The following is a 22,886-nucleotide window of genomic DNA, read 5'->3' on the forward strand; positions in this document are numbered from 1 at the left end:
TTAATTGTGAATTATTAATTGTTGATTGTTAATTAATCATAGTGTTAAACCCGACAGGTTTTTGAAACCTGTCGGGTTTGCTCATAATACTTAATATCCTAAAAAACAAAATCCGACAGATTGCAAAATCTGTCGGATTTGTCATTTAGAAATATATTGAGTTAGTAAGTATTCTGGTTTAATCTTTTTCGACAATCACGTCAAAACCTCCATTTTTATCAAACACAACATCATAGAATTTCAAGTCTTTTTGTATTTCTACTTCATATGTTGTCTTATTTTTATCATCTACCACAACTGCAATTTCTTTAATGGCTTTGGCAGGATAATTTTTCTTTAAGTATGCCTGAGCTTTTGCAGGAAGTTTACTCAGCGCAATCTGAGATTCAAAGGCTTTTAAAACACCCAAATTATCATAAACTGCTAATGCTTCGCTAGTCGCATTGGTTTTGAATTTGGCTTCGTAACGAATTTCATCATCATCGTCGCCAACATACTTCATTGTCCAGGTGGGCGTTTTGCCGGGATATTCTTTTTGAAAAGTATATAAAACTTTTTCCGGCGGAGTAACTGCTTTATCCGGAGAAACTCCATTTTGTCCTATTATAAAACTACTGCATAAAAAGATAATAAATAAAAAAAGATTTTTCATGATCCTGAGTTTTAAATTGACATTCGCTAAATAACGTATTAAAATTACTACTTTATTTTGAGAAAAATTAATTTATAAAAGAAATGTTAAAACAAATAGTAACATTATTCGAAATTAACCGTCTTATAACAAACCACAACCACAAAAACCATGAAATTTAGTCTTAAGAATTTCGAAAGTTCACCGCAAAATTATGCTCGTATTGCAGGAATGCTATATCTCATAATTATCATCATGGGATTCTTTGCAGAGACTTTTGTTCGAAATAAACTGTTTGTTTCAGGTGATGCTGCTGCAACAGCAAATAATATTATACATTCTCAATTTTTATGGAAAATAGGGATTACGGCTGATCTGATTATGCAAATTTGCGATTTGCCTGTAATGATCCTGCTTTATTACCTTTTAAAACCGGTAAGCAGGAAACTGGCCTTAATTAATTTGTCATTCAATTTGATACAAACAGCCGTTTTGGCTGCTAATAAATTAAATCTCTTAGCCGCATTATTCTTTCTGGGCGACGCTGATTATCTAAAATCATTTACTCCGGATCAATTGCATACTTTATCGTATCTGTCGATCAAACTGCATGATTTTGGATTTGGGGTTGGATTAATCTTTTTTGGGTTTGTTTGTCTTATTGAAGGATATTTAATTTTTAAATCAGGATACTTTCCAAAGATAATTGGCGTTTTAATGACAATAGCAGGGATCTGTTATCTGTTCAATAGTTTTGCCTTAATTCTTGTTCCGCAGCTTTCCGGCATAATTTTGTTAATGCCATGTCTGATTGCAGAATTAACATTAAGTTTATGGCTGATTTTCAAAGGAGTAAATCTACCCGTCTGGAAACAAAAATGCATATAATATATATTAAATAAAACTCAACCAGAATCTAAAAAGCCTGTCAGAAAAACATCATCACAGGCTTTATTTGAAATAATTTGAATTAGTAAGCAATCTTATTTCGAGTTTTATTTTTTTATCCGGTCGGATAATTCCCTTTTATAGGTAATCCCGACCGGTAATTTTTCATTTTTAATGACCACAAAATCTTTGTCTGTTGCTTCGATTTTATCCAGCGCTACGATATATGATTTATGAATGCGCATGAAATTTTTCTCAGGTAAACATTTTTCCAATTCGCTTGTTGTAATCGAGGCTAAATAGGTTCTTTTTATTGTGTGCAATTTTACATAATTACCAAAACTCTGCGCAAATAAAAGCTGATCAAGTTCGATATCCATAAAATAACCATCGACTTTTACATTCACAGAATTCACAACTGTTTCTTCTGTTTTTATTTTTGCGCCCTCGGTAGCAAAAAAACGATCAATTGCTTTTAAGAACCTTGGAAAATAAATAGGTTTTAAGAGATAATCTATTACACCATAATCATAACTTTCGAGCGCATATTCAGAATAAGCCGTTGTCAAAATGGTTTTAGGATGTGTTGGAATAATCTTTAGCAATTCCATTCCTGAAATCTCGGGCATATTGATATCGAGAAACATTAAATCAACAGGATTCTCACGAAGATAATCCATTGCCTCGATGCCATTATAGCCCTGAAAAACCAACTCTAATTGTGGATTTTGCTTTATATAATTCGCCAACACATAATGTGCCGCCGGTTCATCATCTACAATTATACATTTTTTGGGTTCTCTCATTCTACAAACTTTTTCAATTGCAACTTCAAATCTACAATATATGTGTTCTTATTACCATCCTGAATGTCTAATTTATAGTTTTTACCATAGATTAAATTCAAACGTTCTATTGTATTTTTCAATCCAATTTTAGTAGAAACAACATCTGTCTTTTTTGTCGGAATTGAATTGACGACATGCAAATGCAGCAAACCATTTTCTACTGTAATTATAATTCTGACATAACATTTCTCAATCGCACAAGTCCCGTGTTTAAAGGCATTTTCGATAAAAGCAATCAACAGCATCGGCGATACTTTATAGGCATTCTCGTTATCGATTTTACAATCATAAGTAATCTCGCAACGGTATCCTACCCTTTCTTTTTCGAGTTGTACGTAACTGTTTATAAACTCCAGTTCATCTTCAAGAGAAACACATTTCTTATTATTGCTTTCGAGCTGATAACGCATTAATTGCGACACTTTCATGATCAAATCCGGCGTTCTTTCGGGAAACTCCAAACTTATTCCGTAAAGTGTATTAAAGGTATTAAATAAAAAGTGTGGATTCAATTGCCCTTTTAGTGAATTGAGCTGCATTTCGTTGAACAATAAGGTTTCATCTGTTTTTTTTCTGTGAATCCTATAGAATTTAAATACGATTATAGGACTTAAAATACAAACCAGAGTTCCTAAAACACTTGCCAATTGATACGCATAACTTCGTTGATGAGAATTTTGATACAGATGACAATTACTAAACATATCGAGCATTGTAATCTCATATAAAACTACCGAAAAGACAAATACACCAAAAAGAGTTAAAATGATATAAGTTACAGGACGTTGTGTTTTGAATAAAATAGGTAAAAGAAAGAAACGATTGAATTGGGCATGCATGTATAAAACCAGATAGAAAAACACACCCATTAATATGGAAGTAAAAGAACTAAATAACATCCAGTCATTTTTTAACGTATAGATCGTAAATGAAAAGACAACAACGGCTACCTCCTGCCACCATTTGTTGTCTAATATGTTATCAAATTTTTTATTCATTTTTAATACTTAAATAGTTTACAAAGTACGCACAAATAATTAATTATTATTTCCAATAAATGACAAATTCAATTGGTCATTTATTATCGTAGTACATCATTTAACATGACATATATCAGCGCAAGAGAAATAATTTTGTTCTATCAATTTCATATCACTAATTTTATGTACTTCAGAAAAATTACTTTGTTAGTTTTCTTGATTTTTGCCTGTGGTAGTTATGCACAAACCTTGTCTTTAAAAGAAGCAGTAAAAACAGGTTTAGAAAACTACGGTTCGATCAAGGCAAAAAGCAATTACACGAATGCGTCACGCGAGACTCTCAAACAATCCAAGCGTGATTATCTGCCAAACCTTAACTTATCGGCACAACAGGATTACGGAACCATCAATGGCCAGAACGGTGTCATGTATGGTTTTAATGGTTTAGGAACAGCTTCTTCCGGACCCGCATTGCCGGATCAAAACTGGAACTCAGCTTTTGGCGCCTTGTATTTGGTCAACATGAACTGGGATTTTTTCACGTTTGGAAAAATTCAGGAGAAAATCAATTTGGCGAAAGTCGATGTTCAGGCAAAAGAAAAAGATTTGAAACAGGAAGAATTCCAACAGGAAATCAAAATTTCTGCTGCTTACCTGAACTTACTAGCGAGCCAAAGATTATTGATTTCCCAACAAAAGAATTTAAGCCGCGCAGAAGTTTTCAAAAAGACAGCTGTTGCACGGGTTAAAAATGGATTATTGGCCGGAGTCGATTCTACATTAGCTACAGCCGAAGTTTCTAAAGCTAAAATCTCTTTGAACCTGGCTAAAAACTTCGTCAAAGAACAAAATAACAAATTAGTTGATTTGATGGGAGTTGCTCCTCAGGATTTTGTAACGGACACTTTATTTGTAAATGAAATTCCGAAAGAGATTCTTCGAGGAACAGCAACTTCTGATAGTCTGCACCCTTTACTTCAATTTTACAAAACTAAAATTGATTACAGCAATCAACAAATGAAACTTTACAAACGTTTTTATTATCCAACTATGAGCGCATTTGGTGTTTTGCAAACGCGTGCTTCCGGATTTAATAGCGATTATATCACAGATCAAAATTCGTTCAACAGAAATTATTGGGATGGCGTAAATCCGGATCGTACCAATTATTTGGTGGGAATCGGAATTAGCTGGAACCTGACGACGCCTTTTAGAGCAAGCAAACAAGTAAGCGCTCAAAAATATGTTTCGCAAGGTTTACAAGAAGAATATAACCAAGCCGACAGAGAACTAAAATCGCAACTGGCATTGGCCGATGATAAAATAAAAATCACAATCGACAACTTTGCCGAAGCACCAATTCAGGTTGATGCAGCAAAAAGAGCCTATTTGCAAAAATCGACTTTATATAAAAACGGATTAACGGATTTAACGGATATAACCCAAACGCTATATACGCTGAATCGTGCCGAAATCGATCGTGATATCGTCAACAATAATGTGTGGCAATCATTCTTGCTTAAAGTAGCAGCTACTGGCAATTTTGACTTATTTATAAATGAATTTTAATTAGATCCCAATGAATTTAATACGTTTTGCACTCCGCAAACCCATCTCCATATTAGTATTGGTTGCGGGTCTATTTTTCTTCGGAATTGGTGCCATCAAGGACATTAAGGTAGATATCCTGCCAAAAATGAACTTGCCGGTTATCTATATTGCACATCCTTTTGGTGGTTATACACCGGACCAGATGGAAGCTTATTTTGCTAAGACTTATGTCAACATTTTACCGTTTGCCAATGGTGTAAAATCGGTAGAAACCAAGAATATTCAGGGGTTGATGATTATGAAATTAACCTATTATGAAAACACGAATATGGCTCAGGCTGCAGCCGAATTGAGTTCACTTTCGAACAGAATCCAGGCGGCATTTCCTCCGGGAACACAACCGCCGTTTATCATTCGTTTTGATGCTTCGTCTTTACCAATTGGTCAATTGGTTTTGAGTAGTAAAATCAGATCAAATAATGAATTACAGGATTTAGCCAACGTTTACGTTCGTGCTTCGTTTACTTCGATTCCCGGTTTATTATCTCCGGCACCTTTTGGCGGAAGCCCAAGAACTATCGAGGTCAATGTTGATCCGGATTTATTGCGTTCGCACAATATGACGCCGGATCAGGTTGTAGAAGCCATTCGTATCAACAACCAGACAGCTCCGTCAGGAAATGTGAGAATTGGTGATAAAAATTACATTACACCAACTAATAATACCATTAAAGAAGTTAAGGATTTCGAGAAAATTCCGTTGTTCAAAGGAAGCGTTCAGAACTTAACTCTTGGCGATGTGGCAACTGTAAAGGATGGTGCCGATATTACGGCAGGTTATGCTTTGGTAAACGGAAAACGTTCGGTTTATATCAGTATTGCAAAAGCAGGAGATGCTTCGACATGGGATGTAGTTCAGAAATTAAAATCAGAATTGCCAAAAATTCAAAGTACACTTCCAGAAGATGTAAAATTATCTTACGAATTTGACCAGTCGGTTTATGTAATCAACTCGGTAAAAAGTTTGATTACCGAGGGTATTATCGGGGCAGTTTTAACCGGATTAATGGTTTTACTTTTCCTTGGAGACAAACGTGCCGCTTTGATCGTAATCTTAACGATCCCAATTTCGATAATATCAGGAGTTTTATTCCTGAAATTATTCGGACAAACGATCAACTTAATGTCTTTAAGCGGATTGGCATTGGCCATTGGAATTTTGGTGGATGAAAGTACGGTAACCATCGAAAATATTCACCAGCATCTCGACATGGGCAAACCCAAGGCACTCGCCATCTGGGATGCGTGTCAGGAAATTGCGTTGCCTAAATTATTGATTTTACTTTGTATTCTGGCGGTTTTTGCTCCGGCATTTACCATGGTCGGAATTCCTGGAGCTTTGTTCCTGCCATTAGCCTTGGCAATTGGTTTCTCTATGGTTATTTCGTTTTTATTATCTCAGACTTTTGTTCCCGTAATGGCGAACTGGTTAATGAAAGGACACGAAAAACACGAACACGCACCTGGTATTACAGATGATGAAGCTGAATTTAACGATAGCGGAATTACACCGGAATCTGAGAGAGATTTGATTACTCAGAAAAAAGGTTACGTTGAAAGAGATGATACTAACAATGACGGAAAAATTGGTGCTTTCGAGCGTTTCAGAATCCGATTCATGAAGACTTTAAATAGTTTATTCCCTCATAAAAAAGCAGTTACTTTAATCTACTTAGTAGGAATTACGCTTTTGGCTGTTACCCTTCTTAATTTCATTGGAAAAGATGTTTTCCCTAAAGTAAATTCAAGTCAGTTTCAGCTAAGAATGCGTGCTCCTGATGGAACCCGTTTAGAACGTACCGAAGAAAAGGCGATTATTGTTCTGAAAGAATTACAAAAAATGGTGGGCAAAGAGCATATCGGAATTTCATCTGTATATGTAGGACAACACCCGTCGTTATTCTCGATTAACCCGATTTATTTGTTCATGGCAGGTTCGCATGAAGCAGTATTTCAGGTGAGTTTAAAAGAATATCATGTCGATATGGACGACTTTAAAGACGACTTTAGAGCCAGAATAAAAAAAGTGCTTCCCGATGTGAAACTTTCTTTTGAGCCAATCGAATTAACAGATAAAGTTTTGAGCCAGGGATCCCCTACTCCAATCGAAGTTCGTATTGCCGGAAAAGACAAAAAACGAAATGAGTTATACGCCAATCAAATTGTAGAGAAACTTAAAAAGATTGCTTATTTCAGAGACGTACAAATTGGTCAGCCAATTCATTATCCAGCCATGAATATTGATATTGACAGAACTCGTGCTGCTGAATTGGGTGTTGACATGAATGATATTTCAAGATCACTTGTGGCTTCTACCTCATCATCAAGATATACCGAGAAGAATATGTGGGTAGATGAAAGAGCAGGATTATCATACAACGTTCAGGTTCAGGTACCACTAAACCAAATGAAGAGCAAAACTGATATTGGAGAAATTCCAGTATTAAAAAATTCATTACGTCCTGTTTTAAGTGACGTTGCAAAAATTACACCCGGATTTGTAAGTGGTGAAAATGACAATTTAGGGGCTATGCCATACATTACCGTTACAGCCAACATTAGCCAGACCGATTTAGGTACGGCAGTAAAAGATGTGGATGCAACTATCAGTTCGTTGGGAGAATTACCTAGGGGGTTATTCATTACTCCTATCGGAATGAGTAAAGTATTGGTAGAAACATTAAGCAGTTTACAAGTAGGTTTATTGGTTGCCATATTTGTAATCTTCTTAATGTTAGCCGCTAATTTCCAGTCGTTCAAGGTTTCGTTGGTAATTTTAACCACAGTTCCAGCGGTAGTTTTAGGAGCATTATTAATGCTGACTATTACAGGTTCTACACTAAACTTACAATCATATATGGGAATCATTATGTCCGTTGGGGTGTCGATTGCAAATGCCGTTTTATTGGTTACGAATGCTGAACAGCTTCGAAAACGAAACGGAAATGCATTAGAATCAGCACGTGAAGCTGCAGCGTTGCGTCTTCGTCCTATTATCATGACATCTGTTGCGATGATTGCGGGAATGTTGCCTATGGCAATTGGTCATGGCGAAGGTGGCGATCAGGTTTCTCCGTTAGGTAGAGCTGTAATTGGTGGATTATTATTCTCCACTTTTGCAGTATTGCTTATCTTGCCATTGATTTTTGCATGGGCACAAGAAAAAACAACAACACAATCTGTTTCTTTAGATCCTGAGGACGAAGAAAGCATCCATTATATCTCATCATTAAATCCAAAAAATGAAAAATAACATTATACAATCGACCGCATTATTTTTTGTAGCCGTATTTTTTCTAACTAGTTGTAATTCCAAGAAAGAAGAAACTCCTGCTGCAGAAATTGAGCCTAAAACTGAAACGTTTTCTTTAGAAAAAGAAAAACTAACTACAGAATTGCGTTTACCTGCCGAATTAACCGGTTTTCAACAAGTAGACTTGTACGCAAAAGTAAGCAGTTTTGTAAAATTGCTAAAAGTAGATATTGGTACTAAAGTAAAAAAAGGACAACTTTTGATCGTTCTTGAAGCGCCGGAAATCAGTTCTCAACTAGCTGCAGCCGAATCAAGACTAAAATCGATGGAAGCTATTTATGCTACTACAAAAAGTACCTACAACCGTTTGTATGAAACGAGTAAAGTCGAAGGAACGATTTCTAAAAATGACTTAGAAATGGCCAACGGAAAGAAAAACTCAGATTACGCACAATACCAGGCAGCAGTTGCAGCCCACAAAGAAGTGTCGATTATGAGAGGTTATCTTGAAATTCGTGCTCCTTTTGACGGAGTTGTAGCAGCAAGAAATGTGAATTTAGGAACATTTGTTGGTCCTGCAGGAAAAGGATCTGATTTGCCTTTATTGACCATTCAGGAACAAAGCAAATTGCGTTTAGCAGTCTCTATTCCGGAATTGTACACAGGATATTTACACAATGGCGATGAAATGAGTTTTAATGTAAAATCATTGCCGGAAACTTTCAAAGCGAAGATCACGAGAATGTCCGGAGCATTAGACATGAAACTTCGTTCTGAACGCGTAGAAATGGATGTACACAACACAAAAGGAGATTTATTACCAGGAATGGTAGCCGAAGTTTTGTTACCGCTTAACGCGAAAGACAGTACATTTGTAATTCCAAAATCGGCTTTAGTGAATTCTGCTGAAGGATTGTTTGTGATTAAAGTAGTCAACCACAAAGCAACAAGAGTTGATGTAAAAAAAGGAAGAGAAATCGACGATAAAATTGAAATCTTCGGTGATCTAAACCAAAAAGATAAACTGGTAAAAATTGCCAGCGAAGAAACTAAAGAAGGCGATATCATAAACGAATAAACTTCGTTTAGCTTTCTTATAGTAGTTTACCAAAAACTGTACGCTTCAATGCGGCATTTTAAAATCTAATTTTAGAATGTAGATTAAAATTCACCTTTAGGGCGGTACTTGATATAGTATCGCCCTTTTTTTATGCTTTTTTGTTTTTGCCACAAAGGCGCTAAGTAGCTAAGTTTTTATTCTCATTTTTTATCATACCCTATTGTCACCCTGAGCTTAGTCGAAGGCTTATGAAATTAAAAATGAATCTAGAAATCCCGATAGCTATCAAAAGCAAAGTTTTTTATTCTCATTTTTTGTCATACCATTAAAGAATCAAATTCAATTACAAAAAAAAAGCAAGACCAAAATTGATCTTGCTTTTTTTACAACCTGATAATCTAAATAAAAATATTTTTTAAACTGTCTGGCGCTCGTGTTTTCCTTCTTTAATTTCTTCCACCATTTTTTTATTAAAAGCAGGTAAATCATTCGGGTTTCGGCTGGTTACTAATCCGTTGTCTACGACTACTTCTGAGTCTTCCCATTGTGCTCCTGCATTTTTCAAATCGTTTTTAACAGAGAAGAAAGAAGTTACTTTTCGACCTTTTAAGACATCAGCATCTACCAGAATCTGAGGACCATGACAAATCGCCGCTACTGGCTTTTTACTTTCAAAAAAGGAACGTACAAAATTTACTGCGGCTTCTTCTCTTCTCAATAAATCAGGGTTTATCACTCCTCCCGGAAGAACCAAAGCATCGTAATCTGCTTCATTTGCCTGATCTAATACTACATCAACACTATATTCCTTGCTCCAATTTCCGTCTTTCCAGGCTTTGATAGTTCCAGATTTCAAACTGATAATATCTGCGTTCCAGCCTTGCTCTTCCAGATAGGCTTTAGGCGATGATAATTCTACTTCTTCAAAACCGTCTGTGGCTAATATGGCTATATTCTTTTTCATAATTTTAAATATTAAAACGTTATTAATTTTTATTTTTATTAAAATTAATAATTTCAGACAGTCCGCTAAAACAGACCATGTTAAACCTTTCTTTAATAAAAGTTAATTAATTACATATCAATGCTTTATTAAAAACAAAATTGAAATTATATAAAATTCATGTCAATTTAGTTTGCTATTTTATAGGATAAAATCTAAAAGAATAATGCTATAAATTACTTAGTATGAAATAAAAAGAAAATCGTTTTTTTTTGTTTGAAAAAACAAGATCTATATGATGACACCAACTGCCGGAATAGTTTCTGAAAATTGAAATAATTAAATTCCTAAACATCTTCTTTTCCTACAACATTCAATTTTAACAACAATTGCGATAATTAAATGTTATTTTTGATAATTCGCTTTTCTAAATTAATATTATGCAAGAGATAAAAATCACAATATATAAAGTCAAACCTTATGAATTGTCTAATAAAGAACAAGAGATTTTAGATAGCCAAGTTCAGCTGGATAAAAATCTATATACCGATGCTGAATTGCTTTATACTGATTTAATAAAGAAATATAATTTATAAAATAAATACTTTATAAAAACGATTCATCAGGTAATTTCGCTTTAGTTCATTATCACTTCCTGATAAATTCAAAACAACTATTATAACATTAGATTTTTAAGTATGAATGTTCTGCTCATTGAGGATGATAAACGCATTAGCGAATTTATTATAAAAGGTTTAGAAGAAAACAATTTTACGGTGCATCTGGCTGAAACAGGCGAGATTGCCCGCGATCTTATTCAGCACGATACCTGGGATATTATCCTGATGGATATTATGCTTCCGGGAATTGATGGTATTCAGCTGACTAAAATGATGCGCTTTAAAAAAATTCATACTCCAATTTTAATGTTAAGCGCTCTTAGCGATACGGATGATAAAGTAAATGCGCTGGATTCCGGTGCTGATGATTATTTGGTTAAGCCTTTCCATTTTAAGGAATTGATTTCCAGAGTAAATGCTTTGACACGCCGAACCAAATTTAATTATGTCAATGAAGAAACCTTATACAAATTAGGAACTCTATCTATAAATCCTGAAGAACATAAGGTTACAGAAAATGATGCTTTGATTGATTTGTCTCCAAGAGAATATAAATTGCTTTTATTTCTATTAGAAAACAGAAATAAGGTTATGTCAAGAACGCAGATATTAAATGCAGTTTGGGGCATTAATTATGACAATAATACGAATGTTGTCGATGTCTATATTTCGTATTTAAGAAACAAAATCGAGCAGAACCATAAATTTATCCATACCATAAAAGGAACGGGATATATGCTTAAAGAAGAGTTATGAAAATACGCAACAGGTTTACCTTAATATCGTCTTTTACTTTTAGCGTTGTATTTGTCATTGCTTCTATTATAACGTATTTTTCGTTTTATAGTTATTCGGAAAAGATTATTTATAACGAACTCCAAAAAACATGTTTACTTACTGGTATTTTCTATCTTGAAAAAGATGAATTACCAGAAAAACAACATTTAATAATTGGTCAGCAATTCAGAGAGAATTCACTTGAGATCATAACTCGTGTTTACAACAAAAAAAATCAGATTGTATATGGTGACAAGGCAATTGACGCTAATATAAATGCAGAAAGGCTGGATTATATTAGAAAAAATCGAAAGCTGAATTTTAAATCGAATCATCATTTTTATTTCGGAAGTTTTTACCATGACAATGAAGGGGATTTTGTGGTATTTGTTAAGAAAAATGATCAGGAATTTAAAACCATTACCAATCGTTTACTAATTATCATGATCCTGGTTTTAATCAGCGGATTAATTACGATTTACATTGTGAGCCGTTTGCTTTCAAACCTTGCCTATAGCCCGATAAAAAACATTATCAATCAGGTCAATGAGATCGAAGCTTCGTCTTTGGATCGTCATATTACCTCTCCCAATACAAAAGATGATATTCAGGAATTGATCGAAACGTATAATAATTTATTCAAGCGACTTTCGGACACGTTTATCATCCAGAAGAACTTTATTAATTATGTTTCGCATGAATTCAAAACGCCTTTAACAGCAATATCCGGAAACCTGGAAGTATTTGCCCAAAAAGACAGATCAAGTGCTGAGTACAAAGAAATGTCTGAAAAAGTATTAGAAAACGTCTATCAGATCGAAGATACGATGAATACGCTCATGATGCTTTCCGGACTGCGGGACAATACAGAATTAAATGAAATTTTCAGGGTCGATGAACTCGTTTGGGATATTAACGATCAACTGCCGGATGTCTATCAATTAAAAGGTTCTCAGATACAAATTGCGATCGAAATTGTCAATGATAAATTGCTTTCGATAAAAGGAAACAGTAATGAAATTAAAATCGCTTTATACAATATTATAGAAAATGCCGTAAAATACTCCAACGGTAATCCTATAAAGATAAGTCTGTTGCAGCACGACAATCAGCTTAAAATTGTAATCGAAGATCACGGAACGGGTATCAGCGAAGACGACTTAAAATTTATTAAACAGACTTTTTACAGAGGTAAAAATGTAAATAATATAAAAGGTAGCGGTGTTGGACTTTCGCTTGCTAATATCATCTTTAAACAAAATAATATCTATTTTACAATTACATCTAAGAAAGACGAAGGAACAACGGTAACTTTATTATTTCCTGCGCTCTAATCGTTTTCTAATGTGACTCTAACTCCTTTCTAACAGACATCAAATTAAGGGTTAATATACCGCAGATAACTTTGCAGCATATTAAAAACAAACTTAATTTGAAACGTATACTTTTAACCCTGCTCGTTATTGTATCGCACAACGGTGTGGCGCAAATTGCCGCAATAAACGATACAATTGTTCTGTCCCGAACACAAGCCGAGGCTTTGTTTCTGGATAAGAATATTTCTCTTATTTCTGAAAAGCTAAATATCGACATTGCTGATGCGCAAGTTATTCAGGCGAAATTATGGCCCAATCCTACCCTTACTATTGGCGAGATCAATCTTTGGCACAATGCCACAGCCGAGCAATTACCTCCTTTATGGGGAAATTTTGGAACGACCTCCCAAGTGAATGCTGAACTTGAGCAACTTATCCAGACAGCCGGCAAAAGAAAAAAATTAATTGCCATGGAGAAAGTGGGAGTAGATATTGCCAAAGAATACTTTAAAACCTTTTTGCGCAACCTAAAAATTGAGTTCCGAGGCAATCTAACCGAATTGCAGTATACACAAGGACACCAAGCTGTTTATAAAAAACAAATTTCTTCGATACAAATCTTACTTAAAGCATACAGCAACCAAGTCTCACAAGGCAATATAGGAAGAGGCGAATATATAAGACTTAAAGCAACTGAGCTACAATTCTTAAAAGAAATCAGCGATTTGCAAAAAGAGAATAACTCCTTACAAAAAGAGCTTAAAGTTCTTATGAATCTGCCTGCTACAAGTTATATCAAACTTACCGAAGATGGTTTTGTTCCCAATAATAAAAATCTTGACAATATTAATTTAGGCAATCTTATGGCTTCAGCTCTAGAGAACCGACCTGATATGAAAGTCATTAAACTAGCAAATGAGTATAACAACAATAAGTACAAATACGAAAAGGCGATGCGAACACCAGATGTTACCCTTGGAGTCACCTATGACCGTGGGTCTAGTACAATGGTAGATTTTGTTGGTGTTGGTTTTGCTCTTGATCTTCCATTTTTCAATAGAAATCAGGGAAACATAAAAGCAGCTAAAATATCGGTTACCCAAGGTAAGTTATTGACCGAAGAAAAAACAATTAGCATCCAGTCTGAAGTATTACAAGCTTATGAAGATTTACTGGTAACCAAAAAATTGTATGAGAGCGTCGATGCCAATTATGAAGAAGATCTTGATAAACTTCTTGAAAGCTACCGCAAAAATTTCATGCAGCGAAATACAAGTATGTTAGAATATCTTGATTTTGTTGATGCTTATCTAGACAACAAATCTATCCTGCTAAATTCTAAAAAAGACCTTAATAAAAACCTTGAAGAACTGCGCTACATCTCAGGTCAGGAAATTAATTAATTATACTGATCCTGAATACTTAGCAAATGATCTTACAATAATAATAAACACAATGAAGAAACTTATTTTACTCCCGATACTTGGGTTAATGCTCGTTTATGGATGTGGCAAAAAGGAAGAAATCAAAGAAACAAAAGAAGAAAAATTTTGTATCGATAAAGACTTAAAAGAAAAAATCACAATCGAAGCCGCACAAAAGCGTTCCGTTACTGAGTCTATCAATCTTACCGGAAATATCACTTATAACGCAGATCATGTAGTACAATTTAATAGTCTTGTAGAAGGAATTATTACCAAAACTACTTTTTCATTGGGAGATTATGTAAAAAAAGGACAAGTTCTGGCTGAAATAAAAAGTACAGAACTGAATGGTATGCAATCTGAAAGTAAATCGTTTCAATCTCAGATAGCAGTGGCACAACGTAATTTACAATCGATCAAATCAATGTTTGATGATGGAATTGCTTCCCAAAAAGATTTAATGCAGGCGCAAAGCGAATTGGATGTTTTAAAGTCTTCTCTTGAAAATGTGAGAGCCAATCTTGCCATGTTTAGTGCCAGCAGCGAGAGATCAGTTTTTCAGATAAAAGCACCTACCGAAGGATATATCGTGGCTAAAAACATTAGCCCGGGAATGCAAATAACAGATGGCAGTGATCCTCTTTTTACTATTTCTGACTTAAAAGAAATCTGGGTATTAGTAAATGTATATACTAGTAATCTGAAAAACGTAACCGAAAATATGTTAGTAGACGTTACAACACCTGCTTATCCAGGCGAAGTTTTTAAAGGGAAAATTGCCATGCTTGCCAAAGTTTTTGATGCAGATGAACATGTATTGAAAGCCAGAATTGTGTTGGAGAACAAAAACCTGAAACTAAAACCCGGAATGACGGCAGATATCGTAATCGATAAAAGCAAAGGTGGAGAAATGTTAGTTTCTATTCCTGCAAAAGCAGTCATTTTTGATAATAATCGCGACCATATTTTGATCTACAAAGATGATTGTACAATTGAAACCAGAGAAATTAATCCGATTATAAAAAACAACAACTGGGTTTATTTTGACAAAGGAGTTAATGAAGGTGAAATGGTGATTACCAAAAATCAACTTTTGATTCACGAACGATTAAAAAACTAATTATCCCTAAAAACGGATAAATACCATACAAGAAATGAAAAAATTTGTACAAGGTCTGGTGGCTTTCTCGCTAAAAAACTCTCTTATAGTTTTTTTCCTAACAGCCGTATTACTAGTCGCGGGTATAGTGAGCTATATCCATACGCCCATCGAAGCTTTTCCTGATGTAACCAATACAAGGGCAAGAATCATTACACAATGGCCGGGAAGAAGTGCCGAAGAAGTAGAGAAATTCATCACACTTCCTATTTCAAAACAAATGAACACGATCCCGAAAAAAGCAGAAGTACGTTCTATTTCACTTTTCGGATTATCAGTTGTAACTGTATTATTTGATGATGATGTCGAGGATTTCTACGCACAGCAATATGCCTCTAATCGCCTTAACGGATTAGATCTTCCCGAAGGTGCCGATGTAGAAATTGAACCACCATCCGGAGCAACAGGCGAAATATTCAGATACATCATCAAAAGTGATTTGCCAATTAAGGAAATAAAAGCCATTCAGGATTGGGTAATCGAAAGAGAACTAATCGCTGTTCCCGGTGTTGCCGATGTGGTAAGTTTTGGCGGTGAAGAAAAAATGTTCGAAATCAAGATCAATCCAACACAATTAGAGAATTACAATCTTTCTGCATTAGATGTTTACGAAGCAGTTTCGAAAAGTAATATCAATGTTGGTGGAGATGTTATTCAGCGTGGTGATCAGGCTTATGTAGTACGTGGTGTAGGTTTGATTAATAAAGTCGAAGATATTGGTAATATCCTGATTGAAACCAAAGGATCATCACCCATTTTAGTAAAACACGTAGCTGAAGTTTCGATATCAGCCAAACCAAGATTAGGACAAGTAGGTTTAGACGGCGATGATGATGTTGTAGAAGGTATTGTAGTGATGCTTCGTGGAGAAAATCCAGGCGAAGTAATCAAGAGACTCAAAGATCGTTTGAATGAACTGAACGAAAGAGTACTGCCGGATAATGTAAAAATAGTCCCGTTTATTGACCGTACCAAATTGGTAGATACAACCGTAAAAACGGTAACAAAAAACCTTGTAGAAGGTATATTATTGGTTTCATTAATTGTATTTATTTTCCTTTACAACTGGAGAACATCATTGATTGTGGCATCTGTAATTCCGCTTTCGTTTTTGTTTGCCATTATTATGTTGAGAATTCAGGGATTGCCCGCAAATTTAATTTCGATGGGAGCGCTGGATTTCGGATTATTACTCGAAGGAACATTAGTAATTGTCGAGCAGGTCTTTGTATCGCTCGAAAAGAAAGCACATAAAGTGGGAATGGAACGCTTTAACAACATGAGTAAAATGGGACTTATCAAGAAAAGTGTTGGTAGTGTGGCTACTTATATTTTCTTTGCCTTAATCATTTTGATTGTTGCATTAATGCCAATTTTCTCTTTCACAAAAGTAGAAGGAAAAATGTTCTCTCCCCTTGCCTTTACACTAAGTTATGCCCTTTTAGGATCTTTGATTCTATCCCTTACCTATGTTCCGGCAATGTGTAAAGTGATGTTGACCAAAAATATTGTAGAGAAAGAAAATATGATTTCGCGTTTCTTCAGAGTAAATCTTTTTAAACTTTTTCAATGGAGTACCAGACATCGTAAAGCAACAATATATGCTTTCTTAGCTTTACTTGCACTTTGTTGTGCCAAATTTGCTTTTTATGGTTCAGAATTTATTCCAAAATTGAATGAAGGAGCTATTTATGTCAGAGCAACTTTGCCTAATAGTATCAATCTGGACGAAGCCGTGAGGCTTACCAAAGAAATGAAAGGCAAAATAAGGAAATTCGAAGAAGTAAAATTCGTTCTTACCCAAACCGGAAGACCAAATGACGGAACAGATCCAACAGGATTTTTTAATATCGAATTGCATATCGAATTAAAACATCAGGACGAATGGAAACGTAATATCAGCAAAGAAGAACTGATTGCTGAGATCAAGAAAGAACTCGATGTATATCCCGGAATCGGATTTGGATTTAGCCAGCCTATTCAGGATAATGTCGAAGAATATGTTGCCGGAGTAAAAAGTCCGCTTGTAATTAAGATATTTGGAAATGATCTTTTTCAATTGGAAGAAATGGCTAAAAAAGTAGCTAAATCAATCAAAGATGTAAAAGGGATCGAAGATATCAATGTCTATAAAAACATTGGTTTACCGGAATTAAGAATTCAACTTGACGACGAAAAAATGGCGCGTTACGCAGTTACAACTGCCGATGCGCAAGCTGTTATCAGAATGACAATTGGAGGTCAGGCAGCAACCAAATTCTATGATGACGAAAAGGTGTTTGATATCACTTTACGTTTTGAGAAAGAATATCGTGACTCAAAAGAAAAGATTGAAGACATTCTTATTCCGACAATGAATGGCAAAAAAGTTCCGTTGAAAGAGATTGCTACTGTAGAATATAAAACAGGTCCAACATTCATTTATCGTGAAGGAAACAGTAGATATATTGCCGTAGGTTTTAGTATTGAAGGAAGAGATTTAGGAAGTACGATTGACGAAGCTCAGAAAAAAGTAGCTGCAGAGGTAAAACTACCTAAAGAAAATGTAATGAAATGGGCAGGAGAATTTGAAAGCAAAGAAAGAGCTTCTAAACAATTAGCAATGATTGTTCCGGTTGTTTTGATTTTGATTTTATGTTTGTTGTATTTCAATTTCGGTAATTTCAAAGATACCTTAGTGGCTATAAGTGCCATGCCTTACGCTTTTATTGGTGGTTTCTTATCACTTTGGGTCACAGGAACCGTGTTCGGAATATCAGCCGGAATTGGTTTTATTATTCTCTTTGGGGTCAGCGCTATCGATAGTATTGTCCTCATTGGTATGATCCGGGAAAATATGCAAGCAGGAATGCATTTGAAAGATGCTATTTCTAATGGTATTTACAGCAGAATTCGTCCAATTGTTATGATTGCCCTTATGGGATCTTTAGGATTACTACCTGCAGCATTATCAACAGGAATGGGTTCTGAAGTTCAAAAACCATTAGCCATCATGATCGTCGGTGGATTGATAACTTGTATGTTCTTATCACTAACTGTATTACCACAAGTTTTTTATCTGGTATATCGCAAAAAAGATACAAGCAGAATAGATTCATAAACATCTTATTATATTTTAATTTTGAAGACACCTCTAGACAACTTTATGTTTAGAGGTGTATTTTTTATTATTCCTTTTTAATTGCTCATTTTTAAAAGCAGATAAATTTCATTCAACCAGAACTTTAGTTCCGCTCTACATTATATCTTTTCCTGTCTAAAGATCCAGGAAAAAGATATCATTTCGATCGGGAACATTCTAAAAAATTAAGACTTCAATCACCTTTCACATTCCTATTAAGTCCTGCCTTCATTATAAATAAAATTTAAATATGAAATTAAATTTTGAATATATGTAGTTAACTACGTATATTTGTACACGATTTATTTTCAAGTCAATCCCGCAATTATATTGAACTGATTAATAATATAATAATTTATTCGAAGCCATAAACAAGTAAAATACCAGAAATTATAATGAGCAATAACAAAACTCAGACGTATACCGAAAACACAATTGTAGTAGAAAAAGTTGAAGATCAAAAATTAATAGAAACCGCATTCTCAATTAGAAAAAAAGTATTTGTCGAAGAACAAAATGTATCTCCGCAACGCGAATCAATGGATGATGAAGATGCAGTACATTATTTGGCAACCGTAAATGGTTTCCCGGCCGGAGCAGCACGATACCGAAAAATGGAAAAAGGAGCAAAAATTGAACGAATCGCTGTCCTAAATATCTTTAGAGGGCAACGAATTGGTGAAGCCTTACTATTAAAAATATTAGACGATTTAAAAAACGAAGACAAAATTTATCTTTATGCTCAGGTAATTGCAACTCCGTTTTATATCAAAAACGGATTCAGACAAACTAATAATTATTTCCTCGATGCGGGAATTGAGCATGTAGAAATGGATTTTATAAAATAATTTTTTATTAAAAGCTCCAGCCGACCGATATATATATTTTTCTGAATTATAAATATGTCGCAAAGTCCAAAATCACAAAGATTTTGTCATCTCGACAAAGGAGAAATTACGCTAGAAGATCGACAAAGATTGGCGATTCCAGGTACGGAGTTTCGTGTGTGATTTCTCTGCTGAAGCTTCAGAATCGAAATGACAAGATTGTGTTTCAACTTTCGGCTTTGCTACAAAAATCATACTTCAAAAAAGTAACATTAAAAATAATCAAACTTATGTTGCTGAAATAATTAATGATTTTTTAAATTCAGATGGAGAGATTCCCGTACTTCTCATGATGAATTTATTAAAATGACTACTATCAATAAACCCTAAATCATTACTGATTTCTGAAAAAGTCAAATTGCTTTTACTTAATTTTTCGATAACTACTTTCAGCTTTGTTTGCTCGATATAATCTCTTAAAGTAATATTGAGATGCGTTTTAAAGTACTCACCAATATAATGGATCGAAACATTGAAATAAATCGCCATTTTTTTTTTCTTCAGCAAATGTGGATTCGCAATATTCGAACGGATATAACTTAAAATAGTATCAATCTTTAAAACCTCGTTAGTTTGAAAATTAAGACTGTTTTCGTTTATGCCGGCATTTCGTCGAATAATCTGAATTAATGACATCATCAAACTTTTAATAATGATTTCGTTTTGCCCTTTTGGTTGAGCAACTTCGTCCAGTATCTTTAAAATAACCATTTCACAAAAAGCTTTATCATCTTGCAAAAAAATCAAATTTCCATTGGTTTGATTGTGATAATAAAATAGCATTTCGATCTCTTCTATTTCTTTTTTGTTCGAAAAAAAATTGGGCAGAAAACGCAAACAGTGAAATTTTGTGGGCTCCAATGTTTTAAAGGAATGATAATCCTTGGGAGTAAGTAAATAAATATCGTGCTGTTTGTAATGATGAGCAATCGAATTTAAAATATGATTTCCTGTCCCGTATTCGATATATAATAGTTCGAAAAAATTATGTCGATGTACTTCCTTTTTCCAGGTGAGTTCTTCTACAGAATAAATTTCGAAATCTTTGTATATAAAAAAGGTATCTTTCATAATCCTTAATTTTTACAAATATAACCGATATTTTTACATCAATCATTCGTCTTAAACCTATTTACTTTGCATTGATAATTTAAAACCCAAAATACTACGATATGAACTCAGATACGATGAAAATAGGAATTCTTGGAATCGGCGGCATCGGTGGATTTGTTGGTGCTCCACTAGTCAAAAAATATAAAGACAGTACAACCAAAATTATATTCATTTGCAGAGGTGAAACCAAAAACGTAATCCAAAATAAAGGTTTAGTGTTTGAATCTAAAGGCACTAAAGAAACTATATCTCCCGATTTAGTATCAGATAATCCAACTGAAATTGGAATTCTGGATGTTTTGATCCTTACTTCTAAATCTTATTCTATAAAAGATGTATTATCTACATACAAAGATTGTATAGGTCCCGAAACGATCATAATCACTTTGCAAAATGTCGTGAATGCCAAAGAAATAATTCAAGAAAATTTACCGCAAGCCGCAAACATTATGGAAGGTTGTATTTATGTGGCTTCAAACGTAAAGCAACCAGGACATATACAGCATGTTGGGGGACCTGGGAAAATTTTCGTTGGAGGACATGAGAATAAACAATTAATAGAATTATTGGCTTCAGGAGGTTTAGACATTACATATGCAGAAAACATCAATCAGATCTTATGGACAAAATATCTTTTCGTTGCTCCCGTTGCAGGAATCACGTCGGCATATAAAATTACCTTTGGTCAACTTTTAAAAGATCAAAACCTAATGTATATTCTGGGAAATATGATGATGGAGATTCAATCACTTGCCAGTAAAAACAATATCACCCTGACAATGCAAGACATCGAAACTTCTAAAGATTTATTGACCAAATTTCCATTCGAATCCAAATCATCTCTACAATTGGATTTTGAAAACAATAATCAAACAGAGAAACGTTTCTTGGTAGATTACGTGATTGAAAATGCCAATAAATATGGAATCGAAACTCCTTTTTATAATGATGTAAATGAAAAAATAAAAACATCTTGTAATGTTTATTAATGAAACATACTCATTTTAATCTGGATTAAAATCAAGCCTTACAATATAAATCATTCCTCTGGAATTTTACAATCTATTTGGGTAAGCATAAAAATGATTAAAAAAAGAGCCATATGCTCGAACTATATTGTAAGGCTGGATTTCAATCCTGTTTAACATAAATAATTTCGTCAAAATTTTATTCGCGATTAAACCGAAAACCTCTTAAAAAAAACAGATCTTCCCCTAGTCACGATCGAAACGGCATCCTTTTATAGCGGCGTTTACCATAAATGATACAGTGAAGAGCGGGAAAAATGGTCTTGAAACACGAAAACCCATCTGCTTCTTAAAAAAGAAAAGCTGAAAATAGCCTTATAACTAAAGGCTTTCAACGTATTTCAATATTTGTCTATACAACAATAAGAAAATATTATGATAAATTTATTTCATAATCAGAAAAACCACCATACATTTGCCTAACGGTGTTAAACAATTTAATACTTAAATAAAATGGCTAGTAAAGATCGTATTTTAAGACAAAAAGAAGAGACAAGAAGTAACATTCTTGAGGCTGCTTATGCTATCGTTAAAGAAGAAGGATGGCAAGGTCTGAGCATGCGAAAAATTGCTGACAAGATTGAATATACGGCTCCGATCATTTATGAATACTTTTCGAATAAAGAAGCTATTCTTAATGAACTAACCGGAAAAGGTTTTATCAAGTTAGCAAAAGAACTTCAGGATGCCCGAGATAAATTTGAAAAACCGGAAGAACAATTAGAAGCCATGTGGATGGCCTATTGGGATTTCGCTTTTACAGATACCGAAATGTATCAGGTGATGTTTGGAGTGCAAATGAATTGTTGTTCCCAACAATGTTCAGCTCAGGAAAGACCTTATAAATTATTCACTTCGGTAATTGCTGAAATTATGAAAAACAGCAACCCTACTGATGAAGTAATCAAACAGAAGTATTTTACTTTTTTCTCTGTAATTCACGGTTTGATTGCAATTAATATCATCAATAAAAGCGAAATAATGGAAACTATCAACAATCAAATCCTAAAAGATGCGATTGGTGGAATTATAAAATCAATTCAATAAAAAAATTTCATTTTAACTTAACAGTGATAAATGATTTAATAGAGTAATTTAGCAACTATTTTTTTACTACTTTACTTAACAGTGTTAGAAAATTTAATTAGCGTAATATCAGAATTTGTTTTCCGATTTACTTAACAGTGATAAATAATTTAATCCCATTTCATAATAGATTTGGAAAGT

18 protein-coding genes are annotated in these 22,886 nt (G+C 34.2%); 13 read left to right on the forward strand and 5 right to left on the reverse strand.

The features are described from left to right. Positions 1-178 precede the first annotated feature (178 nt). Complete coding sequence (locus QLQ94_RS19940) at positions 179-652, reverse strand: PepSY domain-containing protein (RefSeq protein ID WP_271336163.1); 474 nt, start codon at positions 650-652, stop codon at positions 179-181. Between the two features lie 150 nt (positions 653-802). Between QLQ94_RS19940 and QLQ94_RS19945 the strand changes: the two genes are divergently transcribed. After that, positions 803-1,519, forward strand: a complete 717-nt coding sequence (locus QLQ94_RS19945) for a DUF4386 domain-containing protein (RefSeq protein ID WP_271336162.1) — start codon at positions 803-805, stop codon at positions 1,517-1,519. A gap of 107 nt (positions 1,520-1,626) precedes the next feature. On the opposite strand, the gene QLQ94_RS19950 is transcribed toward QLQ94_RS19945, so the two are convergent. Together QLQ94_RS19950 and QLQ94_RS19955 are read right to left on the reverse strand one after the other, a co-directional pair. After that, positions 1,627-2,325 (reverse strand): LytR/AlgR family response regulator transcription factor, encoded by a 699-nt coding sequence (locus QLQ94_RS19950; protein ID WP_271336161.1) that lies wholly within the window; start codon positions 2,323-2,325, stop codon positions 1,627-1,629. After that, positions 2,322-3,365: a sensor histidine kinase gene (locus tag QLQ94_RS19955; RefSeq protein WP_271336160.1), complete on the reverse strand. Its 1,044-nt coding sequence runs from the start codon at positions 3,363-3,365 to the stop codon at positions 2,322-2,324. Before QLQ94_RS19955 ends, QLQ94_RS19950 begins: the two co-directional genes overlap by 4 nt. A 105-nt stretch (positions 3,366-3,470) precedes the next feature. Here QLQ94_RS19955 and QLQ94_RS19960 point away from each other — a divergent pair, with 105 nt between their 5' ends. From QLQ94_RS19960 to QLQ94_RS19970, 3 genes are read left to right on the forward strand one after another with little or no spacing between them, the layout of a single operon-like run. Continuing rightward, a complete protein-coding gene (locus tag QLQ94_RS19960; RefSeq protein WP_271336159.1) occupies positions 3,471-4,916 on the forward strand; it encodes a TolC family protein in 1,446 nt (481 codons plus the stop codon). 10 nt (positions 4,917-4,926) lie between these two features. Next, complete coding sequence (locus QLQ94_RS19965) at positions 4,927-8,211, forward strand: efflux RND transporter permease subunit (protein ID WP_271336158.1); 3,285 nt, start codon at positions 4,927-4,929, stop codon at positions 8,209-8,211. Further along, a complete protein-coding gene (locus QLQ94_RS19970) occupies positions 8,201-9,289 on the forward strand; it encodes an efflux RND transporter periplasmic adaptor subunit (RefSeq protein ID WP_271336157.1) in 1,089 nt (362 codons plus the stop codon). The genes QLQ94_RS19965 and QLQ94_RS19970 overlap by 11 nt, the downstream gene beginning before the upstream one ends. 397 nt (positions 9,290-9,686) lie before the next feature. Here the strand turns inward: QLQ94_RS19970 and QLQ94_RS19975 are convergent, their stop codons facing one another. After that, a complete protein-coding gene (locus QLQ94_RS19975; RefSeq protein ID WP_271336156.1) occupies positions 9,687-10,235 on the reverse strand; it encodes a type 1 glutamine amidotransferase domain-containing protein in 549 nt (182 codons plus the stop codon). Between the two features lie 419 nt (positions 10,236-10,654). Here QLQ94_RS19975 and QLQ94_RS19980 point away from each other — a divergent pair, with 419 nt between their 5' ends. The 7 genes from QLQ94_RS19980 (at position 10,655) to QLQ94_RS20010 (ending at position 19,479) form a co-directional block, all read left to right on the forward strand. Further along, the gene (locus QLQ94_RS19980; RefSeq protein ID WP_271336155.1) at positions 10,655-10,810 is read left to right on the forward strand and encodes a hypothetical protein; all 156 of its coding nucleotides are present in this window, start codon (positions 10,655-10,657) and stop codon (positions 10,808-10,810) included. 102 nt (positions 10,811-10,912) lie between these two features. Then, positions 10,913-11,590 (forward strand): response regulator transcription factor, encoded by a 678-nt coding sequence (locus QLQ94_RS19985; RefSeq protein ID WP_271336154.1) that lies wholly within the window; start codon positions 10,913-10,915, stop codon positions 11,588-11,590. Then, a complete protein-coding gene (locus QLQ94_RS19990) occupies positions 11,587-12,945 on the forward strand; it encodes a sensor histidine kinase (RefSeq protein WP_271336153.1) in 1,359 nt (452 codons plus the stop codon). Before QLQ94_RS19985 ends, QLQ94_RS19990 begins: the two co-directional genes overlap by 4 nt. Positions 12,946-13,043: 98 nt before the next feature. Continuing rightward, positions 13,044-14,330, forward strand: coding sequence for a TolC family protein (locus tag QLQ94_RS19995; RefSeq protein ID WP_482498348.1), 1,287 nt, complete (start codon positions 13,044-13,046; stop codon positions 14,328-14,330). Between the two features lie 52 nt (positions 14,331-14,382). Continuing rightward, positions 14,383-15,471, forward strand: coding sequence for an efflux RND transporter periplasmic adaptor subunit (locus QLQ94_RS20000; RefSeq protein WP_271336151.1), 1,089 nt, complete (start codon positions 14,383-14,385; stop codon positions 15,469-15,471). A gap of 34 nt (positions 15,472-15,505) precedes the next feature. Next, positions 15,506-18,610 (forward strand): efflux RND transporter permease subunit, encoded by a 3,105-nt coding sequence (locus QLQ94_RS20005; protein WP_271336150.1) that lies wholly within the window; start codon positions 15,506-15,508, stop codon positions 18,608-18,610. Positions 18,611-19,026: 416 nt separating this feature from the next. Further along, complete coding sequence (locus QLQ94_RS20010; RefSeq protein WP_271336149.1) at positions 19,027-19,479, forward strand: GNAT family N-acetyltransferase; 453 nt, start codon at positions 19,027-19,029, stop codon at positions 19,477-19,479. A 267-nt stretch (positions 19,480-19,746) separates the two neighbouring features. On the opposite strand, the gene QLQ94_RS20015 is transcribed toward QLQ94_RS20010, so the two are convergent. After that, positions 19,747-20,589: a helix-turn-helix transcriptional regulator gene (locus QLQ94_RS20015; protein ID WP_271336148.1), complete on the reverse strand. Its 843-nt coding sequence runs from the start codon at positions 20,587-20,589 to the stop codon at positions 19,747-19,749. A gap of 101 nt (positions 20,590-20,690) precedes the next feature. On the opposite strand from QLQ94_RS20015, the gene QLQ94_RS20020 reads away from it, so the two are divergent. Then, positions 20,691-21,620, forward strand: coding sequence for a ketopantoate reductase family protein (locus tag QLQ94_RS20020; protein ID WP_271336147.1), 930 nt, complete (start codon positions 20,691-20,693; stop codon positions 21,618-21,620). A 492-nt stretch (positions 21,621-22,112) separates the two neighbouring features. Continuing rightward, positions 22,113-22,706 (forward strand): TetR/AcrR family transcriptional regulator, encoded by a 594-nt coding sequence (locus tag QLQ94_RS20025; RefSeq protein ID WP_271336146.1) that lies wholly within the window; start codon positions 22,113-22,115, stop codon positions 22,704-22,706. Positions 22,707-22,886 lie beyond the last annotated feature (180 nt).

It is taken from the genome of Flavobacterium sp. B114r, assembly GCF_056824125.1.